20 protein-coding genes are annotated in these 21,301 nt (G+C 72.1%); 8 read left to right on the top strand and 12 right to left on the bottom strand.

Translation table 11 applies throughout. The features are described 5' to 3' along the window. Positions 1-4 precede the first annotated feature (4 nt). The gene (locus HOQ23_RS17985; protein ID WP_172216439.1) at positions 5-1,411 is read left to right on the top strand and encodes an amidase; all 1,407 of its coding nucleotides are present in this window, start codon (positions 5-7) and stop codon (positions 1,409-1,411) included. Positions 1,412-1,457: 46 nt separating this feature from the next. On the opposite strand, the gene HOQ23_RS17980 is transcribed toward HOQ23_RS17985, so the two are convergent. Continuing rightward, entirely contained in the window at positions 1,458-1,871 is a 414-nt protein-coding gene (locus HOQ23_RS17980) for a VOC family protein (protein ID WP_172216437.1), read from the bottom strand. Between the two features lie 193 nt (positions 1,872-2,064). Here HOQ23_RS17980 and HOQ23_RS17975 point away from each other — a divergent pair, with 193 nt between their 5' ends. Next, the gene (locus tag HOQ23_RS17975) at positions 2,065-3,372 is read left to right on the top strand and encodes an HNH endonuclease signature motif containing protein (protein WP_172216435.1); all 1,308 of its coding nucleotides are present in this window, start codon (positions 2,065-2,067) and stop codon (positions 3,370-3,372) included. Positions 3,373-3,608: 236 nt separating this feature from the next. Here HOQ23_RS17975 and HOQ23_RS17970 read toward each other — a convergent pair whose 3' ends face one another. The 3 genes from HOQ23_RS17970 to HOQ23_RS17960 all read right to left on the bottom strand — a co-directional run bounded on the left by HOQ23_RS17970 (position 3,609) and on the right by HOQ23_RS17960 (position 6,731). Next, the gene (locus HOQ23_RS17970; protein ID WP_172216433.1) at positions 3,609-5,231 is read right to left on the bottom strand and encodes an ABC transporter substrate-binding protein; all 1,623 of its coding nucleotides are present in this window, start codon (positions 5,229-5,231) and stop codon (positions 3,609-3,611) included. 167 nt (positions 5,232-5,398) lie between these two features. Beyond that, positions 5,399-5,893, bottom strand: a complete 495-nt coding sequence (locus HOQ23_RS17965) for a nuclear transport factor 2 family protein (protein WP_172216431.1) — start codon at positions 5,891-5,893, stop codon at positions 5,399-5,401. 16 nt (positions 5,894-5,909) lie between these two features. After that, positions 5,910-6,731 (bottom strand): SDR family NAD(P)-dependent oxidoreductase, encoded by an 822-nt coding sequence (locus HOQ23_RS17960; protein ID WP_172216429.1) that lies wholly within the window; start codon positions 6,729-6,731, stop codon positions 5,910-5,912. Positions 6,732-6,797: 66 nt separating this feature from the next. On the opposite strand from HOQ23_RS17960, the gene HOQ23_RS17955 reads away from it, so the two are divergent. Then, positions 6,798-7,568, top strand: a complete 771-nt coding sequence (locus tag HOQ23_RS17955; protein ID WP_367650569.1) for an SDR family oxidoreductase — start codon at positions 6,798-6,800, stop codon at positions 7,566-7,568. Between the two features lie 72 nt (positions 7,569-7,640). Further along, positions 7,641-8,858, top strand: coding sequence for an acetyl-CoA C-acetyltransferase (locus HOQ23_RS17950; protein ID WP_172216427.1), 1,218 nt, complete (start codon positions 7,641-7,643; stop codon positions 8,856-8,858). Positions 8,859-8,955: 97 nt separating this feature from the next. On the opposite strand, the gene HOQ23_RS17945 is transcribed toward HOQ23_RS17950, so the two are convergent. After that, positions 8,956-10,551 carry a FadD3 family acyl-CoA ligase gene (locus tag HOQ23_RS17945; RefSeq protein ID WP_172216425.1) on the bottom strand — a complete coding sequence of 532 codons (1,596 nt, stop codon included), beginning with the start codon at positions 10,549-10,551 and terminating at the stop codon, positions 8,956-8,958. Positions 10,552-10,677: 126 nt separating this feature from the next. Here HOQ23_RS17945 and HOQ23_RS17940 point away from each other — a divergent pair, with 126 nt between their 5' ends. Next, the gene (locus HOQ23_RS17940; protein WP_172216423.1) at positions 10,678-11,301 is read left to right on the top strand and encodes a TetR/AcrR family transcriptional regulator; all 624 of its coding nucleotides are present in this window, start codon (positions 10,678-10,680) and stop codon (positions 11,299-11,301) included. Between the two features lie 98 nt (positions 11,302-11,399). On the opposite strand, the gene HOQ23_RS17935 is transcribed toward HOQ23_RS17940, so the two are convergent. From HOQ23_RS17935 to HOQ23_RS17910, 6 genes are all read right to left on the bottom strand, one after another. Beyond that, the gene (locus HOQ23_RS17935; protein WP_172216421.1) at positions 11,400-12,161 is read right to left on the bottom strand and encodes a CoA-transferase subunit beta; all 762 of its coding nucleotides are present in this window, start codon (positions 12,159-12,161) and stop codon (positions 11,400-11,402) included. After that, positions 12,158-13,036, bottom strand: a complete 879-nt coding sequence (locus tag HOQ23_RS17930; protein WP_216654396.1) for a CoA transferase subunit A — start codon at positions 13,034-13,036, stop codon at positions 12,158-12,160. Before HOQ23_RS17930 ends, HOQ23_RS17935 begins: the two co-directional genes overlap by 4 nt. Before the next feature lie 70 nt (positions 13,037-13,106). Continuing rightward, positions 13,107-14,210: an acyl-CoA dehydrogenase family protein gene (locus HOQ23_RS17925; protein ID WP_172216419.1), complete on the bottom strand. Its 1,104-nt coding sequence runs from the start codon at positions 14,208-14,210 to the stop codon at positions 13,107-13,109. Between the two features lie 9 nt (positions 14,211-14,219). After that, entirely contained in the window at positions 14,220-15,200 is a 981-nt protein-coding gene (locus tag HOQ23_RS17920) for an acyl-CoA dehydrogenase family protein (RefSeq protein WP_172216417.1), read from the bottom strand. 2 nt (positions 15,201-15,202) lie between these two features. Beyond that, positions 15,203-16,390, bottom strand: a complete 1,188-nt coding sequence (locus HOQ23_RS17915; RefSeq protein ID WP_172216415.1) for an acyl-CoA dehydrogenase family protein — start codon at positions 16,388-16,390, stop codon at positions 15,203-15,205. Further along, positions 16,387-17,292, bottom strand: a complete 906-nt coding sequence (locus HOQ23_RS17910) for an enoyl-CoA hydratase (protein ID WP_172216413.1) — start codon at positions 17,290-17,292, stop codon at positions 16,387-16,389. The genes HOQ23_RS17915 and HOQ23_RS17910 overlap by 4 nt, the downstream gene beginning before the upstream one ends. Before the next feature lie 116 nt (positions 17,293-17,408). On the opposite strand from HOQ23_RS17910, the gene HOQ23_RS17905 reads away from it, so the two are divergent. Genes HOQ23_RS17905 through HOQ23_RS17895 form a run of 3 tightly spaced genes read left to right on the top strand, consistent with a single transcriptional unit; the run spans position 17,409 to position 20,580 of the window. Then, entirely contained in the window at positions 17,409-18,590 is a 1,182-nt protein-coding gene (locus HOQ23_RS17905) for an acyl-CoA dehydrogenase family protein (protein ID WP_172216411.1), read from the top strand. Then, positions 18,587-19,384, top strand: a complete 798-nt coding sequence (locus HOQ23_RS17900) for an SDR family oxidoreductase (RefSeq protein ID WP_172216409.1) — start codon at positions 18,587-18,589, stop codon at positions 19,382-19,384. Before HOQ23_RS17905 ends, HOQ23_RS17900 begins: the two co-directional genes overlap by 4 nt. Before the next feature lie 32 nt (positions 19,385-19,416). Beyond that, positions 19,417-20,580, top strand: coding sequence for an acetyl-CoA C-acetyltransferase (locus HOQ23_RS17895; protein ID WP_172216407.1), 1,164 nt, complete (start codon positions 19,417-19,419; stop codon positions 20,578-20,580). A 78-nt stretch (positions 20,581-20,658) separates the two neighbouring features. On the opposite strand, the gene HOQ23_RS17890 is transcribed toward HOQ23_RS17895, so the two are convergent. Then, positions 20,659-21,093 (bottom strand): VOC family protein, encoded by a 435-nt coding sequence (locus HOQ23_RS17890; RefSeq protein ID WP_172216610.1) that lies wholly within the window; start codon positions 21,091-21,093, stop codon positions 20,659-20,661. Positions 21,094-21,301: the final 208 nt, after the last annotated feature.

Genomic DNA, 21,301 nt, shown 5'->3' with positions numbered 1-21,301 from the left:
CGTCATGGAGTCCGTGGAGCTGGGCGACGCCACCGCCACCGCCGAGGCCGTACGCCGCGGAGAGGTGTCCGCGCGCGAGGTCGTCGAGGCGGCGATCGCGCGCATCGAGGAGCTGAACCCGGCGCTGAACGCCGTCGTCGGGACCCGCTTCGACGAGGCCCTGGCCGAGGTCGACGCGGGGCTGCCGGACGGCCCGCTCCGCGGCGTACCGACGCTGGTGAAGACGCTGTCGGCCGACGTGGCCGGGCTGCCGACCACGAACGGCAGCCGGCTCTTCGCCGACGCGGTCGCGGCGCAGGACAGCGAGCTGGTCGCGCGCTACAAGCGCGCCGGCATGGTCGTGCTCGGCACCACGAACACCCCCGAGCTGGGCAAGAACGCCAGCACCGAGCCGCTGCTGCACGGGCCCGCCCACAACCCGTGGGACCCGGCGTACTCGCCGGGCGGGTCGAGCGGCGGCTCCGCCGCGGCCGTCGCCGCCGGGATGGTGCCGGTCGCGCACGGCAACGACGGGGGTGGCTCGATCCGGATCCCGTCGGCGATGTGCGGTCTCTTCGGGCTCAAGCCGAGCCGCGGCCGGGTCCCGGCGGCGCCGTACCTCGCGTCGCTGGCGAACCCCACCAGCGTCCACCACGCGCTGACCACCACGGTCCGCGACTCCGCGCTGCTGCTCGACGTCTCCCACGGCCGCGTGCCGGGCGCGCCGTTCGACGCGCCGACGCCGTCCGGGTCGTTCCTCGAGGCCGCGCGGCGCGAGCCGGGCCGGCTGCGCATCGGCGTGGCCACCGAGGTCCCCGACGGCCCGGCGACCTCGCCGGAGTGCGTCGCTGCGACCCGTCGTACCGCCGACCTGCTCGCCTCCCTCGGCCACGAGGTCGAGGAGGTCACGCTGGCCTTCCGCTACGCCGAGATGGCGCCGTGGTCGGGCGTGATCATGGGCGCGTCGCTGGTCGCGACGGTCGAGGCCCGCCTCGCCGTCCTCGGCCGCGAGCTGCGTGACGACGACCTCGAGCCGTTCACGCGCGGGATGTACGACCACTACCGCGAGCGTCCGGCCGCCGACGTCGCCCGAGCGCTGCAGGGCTTCGAGCGCACGGGGCACCAGATGGGCGCGATGTTCGCCGACCTCGACGTCGTCCTCACCCCGGTGCTGTGCCAGCCGACCCCTCAGCTGGGCTACCTGGACACCACCGACCCGGCGGCGATGTACGAGCGCGCCTCGAGCTACTCGGCGTACACCAGTCCGGGCAACGTCACCGGTGCCCCCGCGATGTCGGTGCCCGCCGGCCTCGACTCGCGCGGCCTGCCCATCGGTGCGCACTTCTTCACCGACCTCGGCGGCGAGGAGCTCCTGCTCTCCCTCGCCGCCCAGCTCGAGCAGGCGGCGCCCTGGCCCACCCGCGCCCCGTAGGTCGAGCGCGCCGGGGGTCCGTGCGGCCCTCTCGGCGGCGCAGCGGTCAGGAGGACAAGCCCTGGGCTGCCATCCACTCGGGGTCGGGGGCGACCTGCTGCACGAGCTCGATGACGAGTCCGTCCGGTCCGGCCACCTGAAGTCGGCGCTGTCCCCACGGCTCGGTGATGAGTGGTGTGAGGACCGGGACCCGGTTGGCCACCATGCGCTCGTGCTGGCTGTCGACGTCGTGCACGAGGAGCGCGAGCATGGCGCCCTGAACTCGGGGTGCGGGCCCGACCCACGTCTCGTGGTCGTGCTGGACGAAGTCGACCCGCAACTCTTCGCGGTCCGGGTGCTGGGTGCTGACGTACCAGCCGAGATCCACCAGGATCGTGAAGCCGAGGTGCTCCGCGAACCATCCGCCGGCAGCAGTCGGATCCGTCGAGGCGAATGCCGCACCGATCTGTGTCACCTGCATGAGCTCCCCGTTCTCTCGGTCTCGCGGTCGGGAGCGACGGTGTCAGGCGGTAGCGGTGGCGGCAACTGCTTTTGGCGCCGTGCCTGCGTGGGAAGCCCCCCGTCGGTCGAGCTCGTCGAGACGACGGCCGCGGAACTGAAGACAGCGGTGAAGAGACCATTGCTCTCGAACGTGTGTTCGAGTATGATGAGGCATGGCCGACCACGAGCTCCCCGACTGCGACACCCCAGCCGCCGTGCTGGCCTTCGCACAGCGCCGCCGGGCTGCCGCCCAGCGGGCGGAGATCGACGTCCTGGAGGCCGCGCTGGTGTGGGCCGCGATGCACCCCGAGGAGTCGGTCGCCGAGGCGCCGACCACCGGGCTGGTCTTCGGCGAGCTCGCGGTGCCGCTGGCTGGCCAGGGGGCGCCGCTGGTGGCGGAGTTCGCGCCGATGGAGCTCGGCGCCGCTCTCGGCATGTCCACCGACTCCGCCCGGGCGCTCGTCGGTGACGCCCTCGAGCTCGCGCACCGCCTCAAGCGCACCTGGAAGCTGGTCCGCGCCGGCCAGGTCCCGCTCTGGAAGGCCCGCCGACTCGCCCAGCTGACCACCACCCTGCCGCTGGACGGTGCGGACTTCGTCGACCGCCAGCTCGCCGCCTTCGTCGGCAGGATCGGCTGGGCTGCGATCGAGCGGCTCGTCGACCAGGCCCGCGTCGCCTTCGACCCCGAGGGTGCGGAGAAGGAACGCCTCGCCGCAGGCGACACACGCCGGTTCGACGTGCGCACCGACGAGGCCAACCACCACGGCACCGTCCACGTGGAGGGAGTCCTCGACCTCGCCGACGCACTCGACCTCAACGCTGCGATCTCCCAGGGCGCCGAAGAGCTGGCCGCGCTCGGGTCCGCCGAGTCGTTGGGTGTGCGCCGCTCGATGGCGGCCGGCGAGCTCGCTCGGCGCCAGCTGGCCTTCGACCTCCGCGCCGAGGCCGGTGACTGCGAGGGTGCCGCCGCGGGGGTCAAGCCGCGGCAGGTGGTCATCCACGTCCACCTCTCCCACGCCGCGATCAGCCGGGATGAGGCCGGCATCGCCCACGTGGAGGAGACCCGGTCGATCGTGTCGACCGACCAGGTTCGCGACTGGTGCGCCAACCCCGACGCCCAGGTGACCATCAAGCCGGTCATCGACCTCGAGGCCCACCACCACACCGACGCCTACGCCATCCCCGAGCGGGCCGTTGACCAGACGCGTCTCGCGCAGTCGGTCTGCGCGTTCCCGTGGTGCGAGCGCCCCGCCCGGCGTTGCGACACCGACCACGTGGTCGCTCACGGTGCCGGTGGCCCCACCTGCTCCTGCAACCTGGCGCCGCTCTGTCGCCGCCACCATCGGGCCAAGACCCACACCGCGTGGACCTACGACAAGACCGACGCCGCGACCTATCTCTGGCGCTCCCCACACGGGCTGCACCTCGTGAAGGACCGCGCCACCACTCGCCTCGTCACCGCACACCCGCCCGACGAGTAGATCCCGGGCCCCGGACCCCGCCCGCACCCCGCCGGCGGGGCCATACCCCTGTCCGGGCTTGTCGAGAAAGCCCTGGCCACGTCGGTGACACCCGTCGGCCGGGATGCCACCTGCGACATCCTCCGTCCGGTTCGGCACGCCTGGCGCGGGGGGCCCCACATGCACCGAGGCCCGGCACCGCGCGTGCGGTGCCGGGCCCCGGCTCGGGCGTCACTCACGCCCGGGGAGTGTGTGGATCAGTCCTCGATCCAGACCTTGTCGAACAGGATGCTGGTCTCGGCGGTGGGGACGACGCCGTGGACGTTCTCGCCCCAGGCGTTGATGAAGGCGCCACCGGCAATGGAGACGTAGGGGACGTCCTCGCGGAACAGCTCCTCGACGGCGGCCATGGCCTCGGCGCCCTCCTCGGGGTTGGCGGCGGCCTGGACGTCGATCAGCAGCTCGTCCATCTTGGGGTTGGCGTAGCGGCCCGGGTTGGACATCGAGGCGCTGCCGAGGGCGGCGTACAGGCGCGAGTAGACGTCCTCGTCGGGGATCGACGTGGCGCCGATCGCCATGTCGAAGTCACCGTCGATGTAGACCTTCTTGGTCTGCTCGGCCACGTTGTTCACCAGGTCCAGCTCGACCTCGAAGCCGACCGCGTCGAGCATCGCCTTGACGGCGACTGCGGCGTCCTTCGAGGTGGCGTCGGACTGGCCGAGGTAGGTGATCTTGCCGTCGTAGCCGTCGGCCTTCGCCTCCTCGAGCAGCTCCTTGGCCTTCTCGGTGTCGGTCTCGACCGGCTCCGCGTCGCTGGCCCACTCCGAGAAGCCCGCGATGAGGCCGCGGTCGGCGAGCTCGCCCTGGCCGGTCGTGCGCTCCATGTAGGTCTCGGCGTCGATGGCGTAGTTGATCGCCTGGCGCACGCGGACGTCGGCGCTGGGCCGGCCCTCGCGGGCGTTCAGGGTCAGGATGCGCACGCCGCTCTGGGCGTTGACCATCGCGGGGTAACCCGCCTGGCGCACGTCCTGGACGATGTCGTCCTGGCGGATGTAGGCCATGTCGACCTCGCCCGCGCGCAGCGACTCCCACTTGGCCTGGTCGGCGCCGACCAGCACGAACTCGATCTGGTCGAGGTACGGGCGGCCGTCGACGTAGTCCTCGTTGGCGGCCACGATCGTCTTCTCGCCCTGGGCCTGCGACTTCAAGACGAACGGGCCGGCACCGATGGGCTGGAACTTCTCGGGGTTCTTGTACGCCGCGGGGGCCATGATCAGGCCGGGACCGCTGGACAGCAGGTTCGGGAAGCTCGCCCACGGGGTCTTGAAGGTGAACTCGACGGTGCTCTTGTCGGTCGCCTTCATCGACTTCAGGTTCGCCTGGATCAGGGTGCCCTGGAAGCCGTAGTTGGCCATGTAGTACTCGATGCTGCCCACGACGGCGTCGGCGTCGAGAGGGGTGCCGTCGCTGAACGTCACCCCGTCGCGCAGCTTCAGCGTCCAGGTGACGTTGTCAGCGGTCTCGAGGGACTCGGCGAGGCGGGGCTCGAAGGTCTTCGACTCCACGTCGTAGCGCATCAGCGTGTCGTAGATCGCCGCGAGCACGTTCATGCCGGTCGGGCCGGTCGCGTAGGTCTGCACCGGGTTGAGCGAGACCGCCTCGGCATACTCCGCAACCGTCAGCGTGCCGCCCTGCACCGGGTCCCCGTCGGCCTCCGGCACGTCGACGAGCCCGGTCCGGTAGATCTCCTCCAGGCTGAGCGCGGAGTCCGATCCCTTCTCGTCGTCGTCGGACCCGTCGCTCGCGCAGCCGGTGGCGAGCAGGGCGCTCGCACACAGCACGGCCGCGATGCGGGTGCGCAGATGGTTGGTCGTCTTCACTGTTGCTCCTCCAGAAAGTTCGCACCGACAAGGCCCGAGCCTGCGGGTCGCAGTTCTTGTGCGGTGCGTCACGGTAGGCGTGGCGGGCGGAGTGTGATCGGCGCCATTCCCACTCAGTGGGCGATCCTGCAGAGCTCGACCAGACGGGGCCTGGAGGGCCGTCGGGGTCAGCGGTGGCGGCGCACCTGGCGGGTCTCGATGAAGTCGATGTGCAGCTCGCGACGGGCGAAGAGCCAGCGCTCGCCCTCGCGGACGTAGCGGTCGTCGTAGTGCAGGTGCCAGACTACGTTGCGCTCCCCGGAGAGATGGTTGGCGACGCACGCGACCCGCCCGGCGGCGGTGCTCGCCGGCTCCGCCGACGCCGGTACGTCGTACACCTCGCCGACGATCTGGTGGACGGTCAGGGTGAGCTCCTCCAGCACGGCCAGGTGCTCGCCGATCTGGCGCGGGCCGGCGAGCACCCGGTGCGGGTCGAGCCGGTCCGGGGGTGTCGGGACCACGAGCTGGCCGTCGGCGGCGAACAGGGCGGCGAGCTGGCCGGGCCGGCGCAGGTCGCCCAGCGCGGCGTAGCGGTGCACGAGGTCCGACAGCGCCGGGCGCAGGGCCACCGACCTCGGCACGCGGGGCCCGGTGGACTCGGGGGAGGGGGTCTCGGCGCTCATCGGGATCGCTCCGCTCTCAGGTGTGCTGGGGGAAGTTGGTCCAGCCCTTGCCGTCCACCCGGGCGTACCAGCCCGAGGCGGCCAGGGTGCCGCCGTCGACGGGGATGGTGTGGCCGGTGACGTAGGAGGCGGCGTCGGAGGTGAGGAACTCGATCACCCGGGCGTACTCGGCGACGTGGCCGAAGCGGCCCAGGGGCACCCAGGTGCCGACCCGCTCGGGGTCCTTGCCCTTGAGCATCAGCTCGGCGGGGGTCTGCTGGCTGTCGGCCAGGTCGGGGGCGATCGCGTTGACCCGGATCCCGTGGGCGCCGACCTCGACGGCGAGGCTCTTGGTGAAGGCCGACACGCCGGCGTTGTAGGCGGAGTAGACGGCGTGCCCCGGGATGCCGCGGAACGCCTCCACGGTCGAGTTGTTGACGATGGCGCCGCTGCCCTGCGCCTGCATGTGCGGCAGGACGGCGTGGGTCAGGTGCAGGACGTGCAAGAGGTTGAGCTCGTGGAGGCGCTGCCACTGCTCCGGCTTGCTCCGGGCGAAGTCCTTGGACGCGGGCCGGAAGTCGCCCACGTTGTTGACCAGCACGTCGATGCGCCCGCCGGCCTCGAGCGCTGCGGCGACCACGCGCTCGACGACGGAGGTCTCGACGATGTCGCCGACCACCGTCACGCAGCGGCCGCCGGCGGCCTCGATCTCCGCCCGGGCCGCCTCCGCGCCGTCGGCGTCGAGGTCGTTGAGGACCACCAGGTCGCCGCGCGAGGCCAGCAGGCGTGAGGTCGCGCCGCCGATCCCGTGGGCCCCGCCGGTCACGATGCTGACTCGGTCCGCTCGCTGCTCCGTCACGCATGGCAACCTAGCACTTGCTTGGGAACTGACCTATGCTGCTCGCAAACGAGAGAGAGGATCACCGTGTCGTTCACGATCGACATGACCGGACAGGTCGTGCTGGTGACCGGGGGAGCCCGCGGCGTCGGTGACGGCATCGTCGAGACCTTCCTGCGTGCTGGAGCCGAGGTCGAGATCTGCGGGCGCAGCACGCCCGAGACGTTGCGCGAGGTCGACGGCCGCCAGGCGCGGTTCACCTCCGTCGACGTCCGCGAGGCCGACCAGGTGGTGCGCTGGGTCGAGGACATCGTGGAACGCCACGGTCGCCTCGACGTGGCGGTCAACAACGCCGGCGGCGCGCCGTACGCCGGCTTCCGCGACGCCTCGGTGCGCTTCCACCAGAAGATCACCGACCTCAACTTCATGGCCACGGTCAACGTCGCGCACGCCGCGCACCGCCACCTCGTGGACGCCGGGGAGGGAGTGCTGCTCAACATCACCTCGATCTCCGCGCGCCGGCCCAGCCCGGGCACGGCGGTGTACGGCGCGGCGAAGGCGGCCGTGGAGAGCCTGACCACGAGCCTCGCGGTCGAGTGGGCACCCGCGGTGCGGGTCAACGCCGTCAGCTGCGGCCTCGTCGCGACGCCCGGCTCGGTCGACCACTACGGCGACGAGGAGCAGGCGGCGCGGGTCGCGGCCACCATCCCGCGGGGCGTGTTCGCGACCCCGCAGGAGGTCGGCAACGCCTGCCTGATGCTGGCCTCACCGCTGTCGAGCCACATCACTGGCGCCGTGCTCAACGTCGACGGCGGCGGCGAGTGGCCGGCGTTCCTCGCGCACACCCCGAACTCCTGACCATTCGCCTCCGGCGGCCCCGGTCGACCCGGCCGGCAGCCCGTCCCACCGCTCCACGAACGAAGGAATGCCATGCCTGAAGCAGTCATCGTCTCCGTCGCCCGGTCCCCGATCGGGCGTGCCTTCAAGGGCTCCCTCAAGGACGTGCGCCCCGACGACCTCGCCGCCCAGATGGTCGAGGCCGCGCTCGCGGCCCTGCCCGCGCTGGACCGCACCGAGATCGACGACCTGATGCTCGGCTGCGCGCAGCCGGCCGGCGAGCAGGCCTACAACCTCGGCCGCATGGTCGCGATGCGCCTGGGCCTCGACGGCCTGCCGGGCACCACCGTGCACCGCTACTGCGCCTCCTCGCTGCAGACCACCCGGATGGCGATGCACGCCATCCGCGCCGGTGAGGGCGACGTCTTCGTCTCGGCCGGCGTCGAGTGCGTCTCGCGCTTCGCGCAGGGCAAGTCCGACGGCATGCCGGACACCAAGAACCCGATCTACGACGAGGCCGCCGAGCGCACCAAGGCACGCATCGCCGCCGGCGAGCCGTGGGTCGACCCGCGCGAGCTCGGCCAGCTGCCCGACGCCTACCTCGCCATGGGCGAGACCGCGGAGAACGTCGCCGAGCACTGCAAGGTCTCCCGCGAGGCCCAGGACGAGTACGCCGTGCGCAGCCAGAACCTCGCCGAGCAGGCCGCGGACCGTGGCTTCTGGGAGCGTGACGTCACGCCGGTGACCCTCGCCGACGGCACCGTGGTGAGCACCGACGACGGCCCGCGCCGCGGCGTCACGCTGGAGAAGGTGCAGTCGATGCAGCCGGTCTTCCGCCCCGACGGCACGGTCACGGCCGCCAACTGCTGCCCGCTCAACGACGGCGCCGCGGCGCTCGTGGTCATGAGCGACACCCGCGCCGCCGAGCTGGGCCTGACCCCGCTCGCGCGGATCGTGTCCTCCGGCGTCTCCGCGCTCAGCCCGGAGATCATGGGCCTCGGCCCGGTCGAGGCCAGCCGCCAGGCGCTCGCCCGCGCCGGCCTCTCGGCCAGCGACGTCGGCCTCGTGGAGATGAACGAGGCGTTCGCCGCCCAGGTGCTCCCGAGCATCGACCAGCTCGGCCTGGACATCGACCGGGTCAACGTCAACGGCGGCGCGATCGCGCTGGGCCACCCGTTCGGCTCCACCGGCGCCCGGATGGCCACCACGCTGATCCACGGCATGCAGGAGCGCGACGTGCAGTTCGGTCTCGAGACCATGTGCGCCGCCGGCGGCCAGGGCATGGCCCTGGTCCTCGAGCGCCTCAGCTGACCCAGCCCCGCACGAAGGACGGCGCCGCTCCCCGGTAGGGGGCGGCGCCGTCCTTTCGTCTGCGGCCGGGGGTCGCGACAGGCGCGGCCCCGATGGGTCAGGCGTCGGTGCGCAGGTCGCGCTTGAGGATCTTGCCGCTGGCGTTGCGGGGGAACTCGCCGACGGCGACGATCTCGCGCGGGACCTTGAAGTTGGCCAGCCGCTCGCGGCACCACGTCGTGAGCTCGGCGGCGTCCACCTCGGCGCCCGGCCGGGTCACGACGTACGCGCGGCCCACGCTGCCCATGCGGTCGTCGGGGATGCCGACGACGGCCGCCTCGAGCACGGCCGGGTGGGCGGCCAGGACGTTCTCGACCTCGGCGGGGTAGACGTTGAACCCGCCGACGATGAACATGTCCTTGATCCGGTCGGTGATCTTCAGGCAGCCGTGCTCGTCGAGGCGTCCGACGTCGCCGGTGTGCAGCCAGCCGTCTGCGTCGATGGCCTCGGCCGTCGCCGCGGGATCCTCGAAGTAGCCGAGCATGACGTTGTCGCCGCGCAGCCAGATCTCCCCGTCGACGCCGACCGGCTGGTCCAGGCCCTGGGCGTCGACGACGCGCACCTCGATGCCGGGCACGCCCGGGCCGGTGGTCTCCGCGACGTGCAGCGGGTCCTCGTTCGGGCGCGACTGGGTCGCCACCACGCACTCGGTGAGCCCGTAGGCCTGCGCCACGGCGTCGATGCCGAGGATCTCCTGCATCTCCGCGAAGAGCCGCTCCGGCACCGAGGCGGCGCCGGCGATCGAGAAGCGCAGCGAGGACAGGTCGAAGTCCTCGCGTCGCGGGTGGTTGATCAGCGTGGTGAAGATCGTCGGGGCCCCGGGGAGCACGGTGATCCGCTCCCGCTCGATGAGGCCCATCAGGCCCTCCGCGTCGAACGTCGCGAGGGGGTAGATGCTCGTGCCGCGGGTGAAGGCGGCGATCATCCCGGCCTTGTAGCCGAAGGAGTGGAAGAACGGGTTCACGATCGCGTAGCGGTCGGACTCGGTCAGCGAGGCGCCGCGCGACCAGACCTGGGCCACCCCGACGGTCTGGCGGTGGGCGCTCATGACGCCCTTCGGGACCCCGGTGGTGCCGGAGGTGTAGAGGATGTCGCACACGGTGTCCGGCGTGACCGCCTCGACCATCGCGGTGAGCTCGTCCTCGGACACGCCCTCGGCGCCGGCCAGGAAGTCCGCCCACGACACGGTGTCGGCGCGGTACGGGCCGTCGCCGAGGTCGATGACGGTGTGCAGGTGCGGCAGCCCGGGGATCGGCCCGGAGCCCGTCTCGCCGTCGGCGGCGGCGTCGGCGACCAGCGCGACGAAGTCGGTGCCGAGGAAGCCGTTGCTGACCACCAGCGTGCTCGCGCGCGAGCGGTCGAGCACCACGCGGGCCTCGTGGCCGCGGTAGCGGGTGTTGAGCGGCACGACGGCCGCGCCGATGAGCTGGGCACCCAGCAGCGCCACGGCGTACTCCGTGCGGTTGGGGGCCCAGATGGCCACCCGGTCGCCGAGGCGGACGCCGCGCGCGGCGTAGGCTCGTGCGGCCGTGCGGGCCGCGTCGAGAAGATCGGCGTAGGTCAGGCGGTGTGCACCATCGACGATCGCCGGACGGGGGCCGAAGCGTCGGGCTCCGTCGTCCAGGAGTGCCGGGATCGTGCGGGGGATGTCCACGAAAGCTCCTTACTAACCAAGTGCTTGTTAGGTAACCTACGTCAGACCGATGTGTCGCGTCACGCGTCTTGCGAGTCGAATGTCGTCATCGGCGTCCGCGACGCTCGTTGCAGGAAGGGACCACCCATGACCCCCAAGGAAGCTGCGAAGCAGCCGCGGAAGGGCGCCGGCGCCAACGGCTCCAACCGCCGCTCGGAGCTGCTGGCGATCGCCGCCCAGCTCTTCGCCACCCGCGGCTACTCCCAGACCACCGTCCGCGACATCGCGGACGAGGCGGGCATCTTGTCGGGAAGCCTCTACCACCACTTCGACTCCAAGGAGGCGATGCTCGGTGAGATCCTGCAGGGCTTCCTGGAGGGCCTCTACGCGCAGTACGCCGAGGTCGTGGGGCAGGACGTGACGGCCCGGGAGAAGTTCGACGGCCTGGTGCGCTCCTCGTTCCGCACGATGCACGAGCAGCAGCACGCCGTCGCGCTCTACCAGAACGAGTACGCCGTGACGGCGAACCTGCCGGGCTTCGACTTCGTGACCCGCACCAGCCGCTCCATCGAGGCGGTGTGGCTCGAGGTGCTGGAGGCCGGCCGGCAAAGTGGCGACTTCCGCCCCAACCTGGAGATGAAGATCGTCTACCGGCTGCTGCGCGACGCGATGTGGTCCACCGTGCGCTGGTACAACCCGCGCGGCAAGCTGCGCCACGAGAAGCTCGCCGAGCAGTACCTCGAGCTCATCCACTCCGGCCTGCTGGCCTGAGACACCCGCCTGGGACACCCCGGGCTGAGACCACCGGTCCGAGACCGAGCCAAGAAGGGCCGGGGCGCACGCGCCCCGGCCCTTCTTCGGTGCTCAGCTCAGCTGCGGACCTCGCGGTCGCGCAGGCTGCGCGGGTCGAGGACCTCGCGGATCAGGCGCAGCTCCTCCGCGTCGGGGACGCGGGTGGTGGTCGCCGAGGAGACGTCGATGTCGAACCCGGTCGCCTCCTGCACCTGCTCGGCCGTGACGCCGGGGTGCAGCGAGCGGACCTTCAGCCTGCCCTCGTCGTCGTAGTCCAGGACGGCGAGGTCGGTGATCACCACGCCGAGGTCGTGGAAGCGCAGCGACGGCGTCTCGTGGGCGCGGGCCCGGTCGTTGCCGACACCCGAGACCACGTCGACCGACTCCACGAAGACCCGCGAGGTGTGCTTCGCGATCCAGTAGTCGGTGCGGTGGTTGGCGGTGTTGCCCGGCGCGCCGCGCACGCCGATCAGCTGCCGCTTGGGCTTGCGCCAGTCGCCGATCGAGGAGATGTTCTGGTTGCCGAAGCGGTCCACCTGGCTGGCGCCCATCATGCTGTGGCGCTTGCCGGTGGCCAGGATGTCGAAGATCAGGCGGAACGGCGCCCAGCTCTCGATGGTCCCGCCCGCGGCGGCGCTGCGGCCCAGCGGCGGGGGCTCCGACATCAAGAAGCACTCACCGTCGGTGAGGACCAGGTCGGGGGAGTGGGTCAGCTTGGCCAGCCGGGCGCTGATCGTGGGGACCAGGCCCACGGCGTGCGCCAGGACCTCGCCGGAGCCCTTCCAGGCGTCGCTGCATGCGGCGACGCAGACCTCGGCGCGGGTGATGTCGGTGCTCATGCCTGCTCCTTGCTCTCCGCGTGGAACTGCTGGACGGCCGCCTGGTAGGCGGCCTCGTCGCCGGTGAGGAAGCGCTCGGTGAACGCCTGCCAGGCGTCCGGGTCCTTGGCGCTCGCGGCGTAGTGCTTCTGGAAGGCCTCGTCGCGGCCGTAGTCGGGCTCGCAGGTGGTGAAGTGGGCGCCGTTGGGCGCCTCGATCACGCCGTCGGTGAAGATCCGGCTCACCAGCAGCGTCTGCGGCGCGGACGCGCCCAGCTCGGCGGTGGGGACGACCTTCTCGGTCGACACGATGGTCTTGGTCGAGGCCATCGCGTAGAGGTCGTCGAAGTACGGGTCCGGACCCAGGTACTGCGCGTTGCCCGTGGCGTCGGCGCGGTTGAGGTGGATCAGCGAGACGTCCATCCGCACGCCCGGCACCGCGACGTACACCTCGTCGTCGTACGGCGAGGCGACGGTGCGCAGGTGCGGGTTCATCTCCAGCACGTCGCTGCCGAGGCCGGCGCGGCTGGGCAGGAACGAGAGGCGGCTGGCGCCGGCCTTGAGGGCGGCGACGAACATGCCCTCGTCGTACTCCCAGGTCTCGATGCCGCCGCTCTCGCGGATCGCCTGGAAGTGCGGGTCCAGCGCGATGCTGTCCAGCGAGACGAACCCGTAGATCAGCTTGCGCACCTTGCCGGCCGCGCACAGCAGCCCGACGTCGGGACCGCCGAGGGTCACGACCGTGAGGTCGGTGACGTCGCTGCGCAAGAGCTGGCGGACCATCGCCATCGGCTTGCGCCGAGAACCCCATCCGCCGATGCCGATCGTCATGCCGGACTCGACGTGCTGGGTGAGGTCCTCCAGCGGCATGGTCTTGTCGCCCATACGAGACTCCATTCTGAAACCTAGCGATTGTGTGCTGCGAGTGGCGGTGCGGCCCGTACGGCGGCCGTGGACCGGGTGGTCCTCAGACGCTGGCGAGGACCCGGCGACGGTGCTCGTGGGCCTGGCCGAAGAGCTGCGCGGTCGCGTGCGCCCGCTTGAAGAACAGGTGCGCGTCGTGCTCCCAGGTGATCGCGATGCCGCCGTGCAGCTGGATCATGTCGCCGGCGACGTGGGAGAACGCATCGGAGCACCAGGCCTTCGCGTGCGCCGCCTGCAGCGGCAGGTCCTCGGCGCCCTGGCTGGCGGCGAAGCCGGCGGCCCACGACATCGAGCGCGCGGTCTCGACCTTGACCAGCATGTCGGCGACGCGGTGCTTGAGCGCCTGGAAGGAGCCCAGCTGGCGGCCGAACTGCTCGCGCTCCTTGAGGTAGGCGACCGTGCGGTCCATCGCCGCCTGCGCGCCGCCGACCTGGAGCGCCGTCACGGCGGTCGCGGCCACGGCGTGCAGCCGCTCGAGGGTGTCGCCGAGATCGGCCGACAGGGTGCGGGCCGGGGTGCCGGCGAGCTCGAGGGTGGCGAAGCGCAGCGTCTGGTCGATCGCCGCGGCCGGCGTGCGGGTCAGGCCCGCGGCGTCCGTGGCGACCTCGAAGAGGCCGACGCCCTCGTCGGTCGTCGCGACCACGAGGAGCAGGTCCGCGTGGGCGCCGTCGAGGACCAGGGTGGCGGTGCCGGACAACGTCCGCTCCGCACCCGTGCCGGTGGCGGCCACGTCGGAGCCGTCGGTGCGCCAGCGGCCGTCGCGACCGGCCCAGGCGAGCGCGGCGATCGCCGAGCCCTCCGCCAGGTCGGGGAGCAGCCGCTCGCAGTCCTGCGCCGGGGCGCCGAGCAGCAGCGCCTGGGTGGCCAGCACGCCGGAGCCGAGCAGGGGGGAGGGCGACAGCGAGCGGCCGAGCTCCTCGAGCACCACGTGGGTCTCGAAGGAGCTGAACCCGGCCCCGCCGTACTCCTCCGGGACGGCGAGGGCGGCGACGCCGATCTGGCCGGCGAGCGCCTCCCAGAGCTCGGTGTCGTAGCCGCGCTCGGACTCCGAGGCGGCCCGGACGTCGACGCTGCCGGCGCGCCTCTCGACCAGCCCGCGCACGGCGCGGGCCAGCTCGATCTGTTCCTCGGTCAGGGCGAAACGCACGTCAGCTCCTCATCGCGCGGTGGTCAGGTGGTCGAGCACCCGGGCGCGGTGGGCCGCGACCGTGCCCCAGGCACCGTGCAGCGCGCGCGAGCGCAGCAGCCAGATGCTCAGGTCGCACTCGAGGGTGTAGCCGATGGCGCCGTGCACCTGGAGCGCCGCGCGCCCGGCGCGGTGGGCGGTCTCGGTGGCGAAGACCTTCGCCGCGGAGACCGCGCGCGGGGCGGTGGCGGCCTGGTCCTGGAGCTCGAGGGCGGCGCCGTGCACCAGCGGGCGGGCGAAGTCGAGCGCGACCTTGATGTCGGCCAGGCGGTGCTTGACGGCCTGGTACTCGCCGATCACGCGACCGAACTGGCGCCGCTGCCCGACGTACTCGACGGCGGTGCGCAGCATCCGGTCGGCGGCACCGACCTGGGCTGCGGCGGTGGCCAGCGCGGCCAGGTCGAGGGCCCGGTCGAGCGCACCCTCGGCCAGCGGGGTCGCCTCGCCGGGGGTGACGGTGAACAGCCGGCGCGAGGGGTCGACCGACTCCAGCGCGCCGCCCACCTCGGCGACCGACAGTCCGGAGGGGCCGGCGTGGAAGACGTGCGTGGCGCTGTCGGCGTCCAGGGCGTACGGCGCGACGGTGTCGACCGCGACGCTCACCCGGGCGGTGCCCTCGGCGAGGTCGGCGAGCAGCGCTTCGTGCGAGGTGCCGGCCAGCAGGGCGGGGGCCAGGGCGACCGACTCGATCCACGGGCCCGGGACGCCGTGGCGGCCCAGGAGCTCGAAGGCCACGACCAGGTCGAGGGGGCTGGCACCGATGCCGCCGGCCTCCTCGGGCACGGTCAGGGCGGGTACGCCGAGCTCGGCCAGGCGGCCCCACAGGGCGAGGCCGGGCGCGGTGTCGCCGGTGCCCCAGGCGCGGGTGACCGCGGGCACGTCGGCGCTGGTGAGCAGGCCGTCGATGGCGGTGGCGAACGAGCGCTGCTCGTCGTCCAGGGAGAACCTCATGCTCATGCCCTCCTGTTCTCGCCGCGGGGCAGTCCGAGGATCCGCTCCGCCACGATGTTGCGCTGGATCTCGTTGGTGCCCGCGTAGATCGGACCGGCCAGCGAGAAGAGGTGGTCGTCGACCCAGTGGCCGTCGGAGGGGGCGCCGGGGCCCCGCAGCTCGGCCTCGGGGCCGAGCAGGTCGAGCGCGGTCTCGTGCAGCTCGAGGTCGAGCTCGGACCAGAACAGCTTGTTGACCGAGCCGTCGGCGCCCATGTCGCCGCCGCCGGTGAGCTTGTCCACGGTGCCCCAGGTGTAGAGGCGGTAGGCCTCGGCACCGATCCAGGCGTCGACCACGCGGTCGCGCAGGTGCGGGGCGTCCGCGCCGCGCTCGTTCCACAGGTCCAGGAGCCGGTCGGCGGCGGCCATGAAGCGGCCGGGCGCGCGCAGGGACAGGCCGCGCTCGTTGCCGGCGGTGCTCATCGCGACCCGCCAGCCGTCCCCGACGCCACCGAGGACGTCGGCGTCGGCGACGAAGACGTCGTCGAAGAAGATCTCCGCGAACCCGGCGTCGCCGTCGAGCTGGTGCACCGGGCGCACCGTGATGCCGGGGGAGTCCAGCGGGAAGGTCATGTAGGTGAGGCCGCGGTGGCGCTGGGCCTCCGGGTCGGTGCGGAACAGCCCGAACCCGCGGTCGGCGTACGGCGCGCGCGAGCTCCAGGTCTTCTGCCCGTTCAGCACCCAGCCGCCGCGCTCGTCGTCGCGGGTGGCGCGCGAGCGGATGCCGGCCAGGTCGGACCCGGCCTCGGGCTCGGACCAGGCCTGCGCCCAGATTAGCGAGCCGTCGGTCATCGGGCGCAGCCAGCGCTCGAGCTGCTCGGGGGTGCCGTGCTCGAAGATGATCGGCGCGAGCAGCGAGATGCCGTTCTGCGCGATGCGGGTGGGGGCTCCGGCGAGGTAGTACTCCTCCTCGAAGATGACCCACTCGGTCAGCGACGCCTCGCGCCCGCCGTACTGCTCGGGCCAGCTGACGACCGACCAGCGGCCCTCGGCGAGCTTCGCCTCCCACTCGCGGTGGAGCGCGGCGCCCTTCTCGGTGTCCATCGAGGGCAGCCGGCCGGGGTTGTGGGCGGCCAGCCACTCATGCGCCTCCGCGCGGAAGGCCCGCTCGGAGTCGGTGAGCTCGGGGCCCTCGGGGTGGATGTGGCTCATGGGTGGCGCACCGTGTCCTTTCCCGCAGCCTGGGCTGCGGCCTCCTTGCCGGCCTTGGCCATCGCGCGGCTGTCCAGCCCCGCGAGGGAGTCGCGGCCGACCTCGGCGTTGTGGGCGTGGGCGGCGTGGTGCAGGCCGAAGACCGAGTCCATGCCGGCCCGCAGGCCCATCAGGTCCTCGGCCTGGTTGACCGCCTTCTTGGTCAGCGCGAGGCCGAGGCGCGGCATCGCCGCGATCCGGTCGGCCATCGCGAAGGTGAACTCCTCGAGCTCCTCGCGCGGCACCACGTGGTTGACCATGCCGAGCTCCTTGGCGCGCTGGGCGCCGAAGCGGTCGGCGGTGTAGAGGAACTCCTTGGCCGCGCGCGGGTTCATCACCCACGGGTGGGCGAAGTACTCGACGCCCGGGATGCCCATGCGCACGACGGGGTCGGCGAAGAAGGCGTCCTCGGAGGCGATGATGAAGTCGCAGGACCAGGCGAGCATCAGTCCGCCGGCGATGCAGGCGCCCTGCACCATCGCGATCATCGGCTTGGGGATCTCGGCCCAGCGCCGACACATGCCGAGGTAGACCTCGGACTCACGTGCGAAGCGAGACTCGACGCCCTCGGTGTCGACGTGGTCCCAGTGGATGACGGCCAAGCGGTCGAAGGACTGGTCGATGTCGCGGCCGGGCGTGCCGATGTCGTGGCCACCGCTGAAGTGCTTGCCGGCGCCCGCGAGGACGATGGCCTTGACCGCGTCGTCGTTCACCGCACGCACGAAAGCCGCGTCGAGCGCGTAGGTCATCTTCGAGTTCTGGGCGTTGGTGTACTCGGGGCGGTTCAGGGTCACGACCGCGACGCTGCCGCGCACCTCGTAGGTGACGACGGGTGCTTCGTCGTGGCTCTCTTCGTCGCTCACTTGCTTCTCCTCCGCGGTCGGCCTGTCGCGAGGCACACTACCAAACAAGTGCTTGGTTTGGTAACGTCAGTGGCACACATTCCGGCGGTCGCGCCGGGTGAACCGGAGGGCATCGAGTGGACCTGAGCTATTCCGCGGAGGACGAGCAGTTCCGCACCGAGGTGCGCGAATGGCTCGCCGACAACCTCGTCGGCGACTTCGCCGCCATCAAGGGCCGTGGCGGATCCGGGCGCGAGCACGAGTTCCACGAGGAGCGGGTCGCCTGGAACCAGCACCTGGCCAAGCACGGCTGGACCTGCCTGGGCTGGCCCGTCGAGCACGGCGGGCGCGACCTGCCCCTGTTCCAGCAGGTGATCTTCCATGAGGAGTACGCCCGGGCGAACGCGCCCGCGGGCGTCAACCACCTCGGCGAGCAGCTGCTCGGTCCCACGCTGATCGCGCATGGCACCGAGGAGCAGAAGCGCCGCTTCCTGCCCGGCATCGTGAACGTGACCGAGCTGTGGTGCCAGGGCTACTCCGAGCCGGGCGCCGGCTCCGACCTGGCCGCGGTGCGCTCGCGCGCCGAGCTGCGCGGGGACGAGTGGGTGATCAACGGCCAGAAGGTGTGGACCTCGCTGGCCCACCACTCCGACTGGTGCTTCGCCGTCGTGCGCACCGAGCCGGGCTCGCAGCGCCACGCCGGGCTGTCCTACCTCCTGGTGCCGATGGACCAGCCCGGGGTTGAGGTCCGCCCGATCCTGCAGCTCACCGGCACCTCGGAGTTCAACGAGGTCTTCTTCGACGACGCCCGCACCGAGGCGGGCCTGGTCGTCGGCGAGCCCGGCGCGGGCTGGAAGGTGGCGATGGCCACCCTCGGCTTCGAGCGCGGCGTGTCCACGATCGGCCAGCAGGTCGGCTTCGCCCGCGAGCTCGACGGCGTCGTGGAGACCGCGCGCCGCGTCGGCACCATCGACGACCCGGCGATCGCCGACCGGATCGCGCAGGCCCGCGTCGAGCTCGAGGTCATGCGCATCCACGCGCTGCGCACCCTGAGCGCCTACGACTCCGGCTCCAGCGGCCCCGAGGCCTCGGTCTCGAAGCTGCTGTGGGCGCGCTGGCACCGCGACCTGGGCGAGCTCGCCATGGCGGTGCGCGGCCCCGAGGCGCTCACCGTCGCCGGCGCGCCGTACGAGCTCGACGACCAGCAGACCAACTTCCTGTTCAGCCGCGCCGACACGATCTACGGCGGCTCGGATGAGATCCAGCGCAACATCATCGCCGAGCGCGTGCTCGGCCTACCGAAGGAGCCCCGCGGATGACCAAGCCCGAGCAGCCCACCCCCGACTACGTCCCCGGTCACGACCTGCTGGCCGGTCGGGTCGTCGTGGTGACCGCTGCGGCCGGTGCCGGCATCGGCGCCGCGGTGGCCCGCAAGGTGCTGGAGGAGGGCGCCAAGGCGGTTGTCATCTCCGACACCCACGAGCGCCGCCTCGGCGAGGCCCACGAGCTGCTGGCCAAGGAGTTCGGCGCGGACCGCGTCGCCTCGATCGTGTGCAACGTGACCAAGCAGGACGACGTCGTCGCGCTGCTCGACGCGGCCGAGCCGTTCGGCGGCGTCGACGTGATGATCAACAACGCCGGTCTCGGCGGCACCGACGACATCCTGGAGATGCCCGACGAGACCTGGAACCTGGTCCTCGACATCACCCTGACCGGCACGATGCGCTGCATCCGCGAGGCCGGCAAGCGCTTCGTGGCGGCCGGCAAGAAGGGCGTCATCGTCAACAACTCCTCGGTGATCGGGTGGCGCTTCCAGGAGGGCCAGTCCCACTACGCCGCCGCGAAGGCCGGCGTGAAGGCGCTGACTCGGTCGGCGGCCGCCGACCTCGCGGCGTACGGCATCCGGGTCAACGCGGTCTCGCCGAGCCTGGCGATGCACCCGTTCCTGGAGAAGGTCACCACGCCCGAGCTGCTCGCCGAGCTCAAGGGCAAGGAGGCCTTCGGCCGCGCCGCGGCGCCGTGGGAGATCGCCAACGTCATGGTCTTCTTGGCCAGCGACTACTCCAGCTACATGACCGGCGAGGTCCTCGCCGTGTCCAGCCAGCACGCCTGACATCGAGCACCCCGAGCACGAGGAGAACTGACATGGCTGAGGCCTACATCGTCGACGCCGTCCGGACCCCGGTCGGCAAGCGCGGCGGCTCGCTCGCGTCCATGCACTCCGCCGACCTCGGTGGGCACGTGCTGAAGTCCCTGGTCGAGCGCACCGGTGTCGACGCCGGCGCGGTGGACGACGTGATCATGGGCTGCTGCGACACCATCGGCTCGCAGGCCGGCGACGTCGCGCGCACCGCGTGGCTGGTCGCCGGGCTGCCCGACCACGTGCCCGGCGTGACCATCGACCGGCAATGCGGCTCCTCCCAGCAGGCCGTGCACTTCGCGGCCCAGGGCGTCATGTCCGGCACCCAGGACCTGGTGGTCGCCGGCGGGCTGCAGAACATGTCCGCCATCCCGATCTCGGCTGCGATGCTGGTGGCGCAGCAGTACGGCTTCACCACGCCGTTCGCGGAGTCGCCGGGCTGGCGGGCGCGCTACGGCGACGTCGAGGTCAGCCAGTTCAACTCCGCCGAGATGATCGCGGAGAAGTGGGACTGCAGCCGCGAGGAGATGGAGCGCTACGCGCTGGCCTCGCACCAGCGGGCCAAGGCCGCGATCGCCGAGGGCCGCTTCGAGCGCGAGATCGCCCCGGTCACCCTGGCCGACGGCACGGTGTTCACCACCGACGAGTGCCCGCGCGAGACCTCGCTGGAGAAGATGGCCGGGCTCAACCCGCTCGCCCCCGGCGGCCGGATCACCGCCGGTGTCGCCTCGCAGATCTGCGACGGCGCCTCGGCGATGCTCATCGCCTCCGAGCAGGGCGTGAAGGACCACAACCTCACCCCGCGCGCCCGCATCCACCACCTCTCGGTGCGCGGCGACGACCCGATCTGGATGCTCACCGGCCCGATCGGCGCCACCAAGCACGCGCTGGCCAAGACCGGCATGAGCATCGAGGACATCGACCTCTTCGAGTGCAACGAGGCGTTCGCCTCGGTCGTGCTGGCCTGGATGAAGGAGACCGGCGCGCCGCACGAGAAGGTCAACGTCAACGGCGGCGGCATCGCGCTGGGTCACCCGATCGGCGCCACCGGCACCCGGCTGATGACGACCATGCTCCACGAGCTCGAGCGCACCGGCGGCCGCTTCGGCCTGCAGACGATGTGCGAGGGCGGCGGTCAGGCGAACGTGACGATCATCGAGCGCCTCTGAGGGTCGGTTCCGTCGGCCGAGGCCGTCGAGACCACACAGGGCGGTCATCCCACGGGGGTGGCCGCCCTGCGGCGTTCCTCAGTCGAGGCAGAACTCGTTGCCCTCGACGTCCTGCATGACCAGGCACGACTCGTTCTCCTCGTCGGCCTCCAGCAGGCGCACGCGGGTCGCGCCGAGCGGGAGCAGTCGCGCGCACTCGGCCTCGAGCGCGGCCAGGCGCTCCTCGCCCACGAGGCCGGTGCCGACCCGCACGTCGAGGTGGAGCCGGTTCTTGACGACCTTGCCCTCGGGCACGCGCTGGAAGTACAGGCGTGGGCCGACCCCGGCGGGGTCCACGCACGCGAACGCCGAGCCGCGCTGCTCCGGCTGGAGCGTGCGGTCGAACTCCTCCCAGCTGTCGAAGCCGGGCGGGGGCGGTGGCACGACGTAGCCCAGCACCTCGCACCAGAAGCGGGCGACCCGCTCCGGGTCCGCACAGTCGAAGGTGACCTGGAACTCGCGCGCCGCCGCCATCGGGCCACGGTAGCGACGGTGGGCCGCCTCGTCATGCCCCTGGGCGAGCGTCAGGGCGGAACGGTACGCCGGGGAGCGCTCGGCCCCCGCGACCTCGGGCGAGGCGCGGACGGGAGCCTGGTCGGCCGGCCACGCCTCGATCGCCCGGAACCGGAAGCCGTCCTGGTCGGCGACCTCGAAGGTGAAGCTCACGGCCTGACCCGCCCGC

Source organism: Nocardioides sp. zg-DK7169, assembly GCF_013155365.1.
Taxonomy (GTDB): domain Bacteria; phylum Actinomycetota; class Actinomycetes; order Propionibacteriales; family Nocardioidaceae; genus Nocardioides.
Note: the sequence above shows the minus strand (reverse complement) of the source record. Positions and strands in the feature narration are given on the sequence as shown.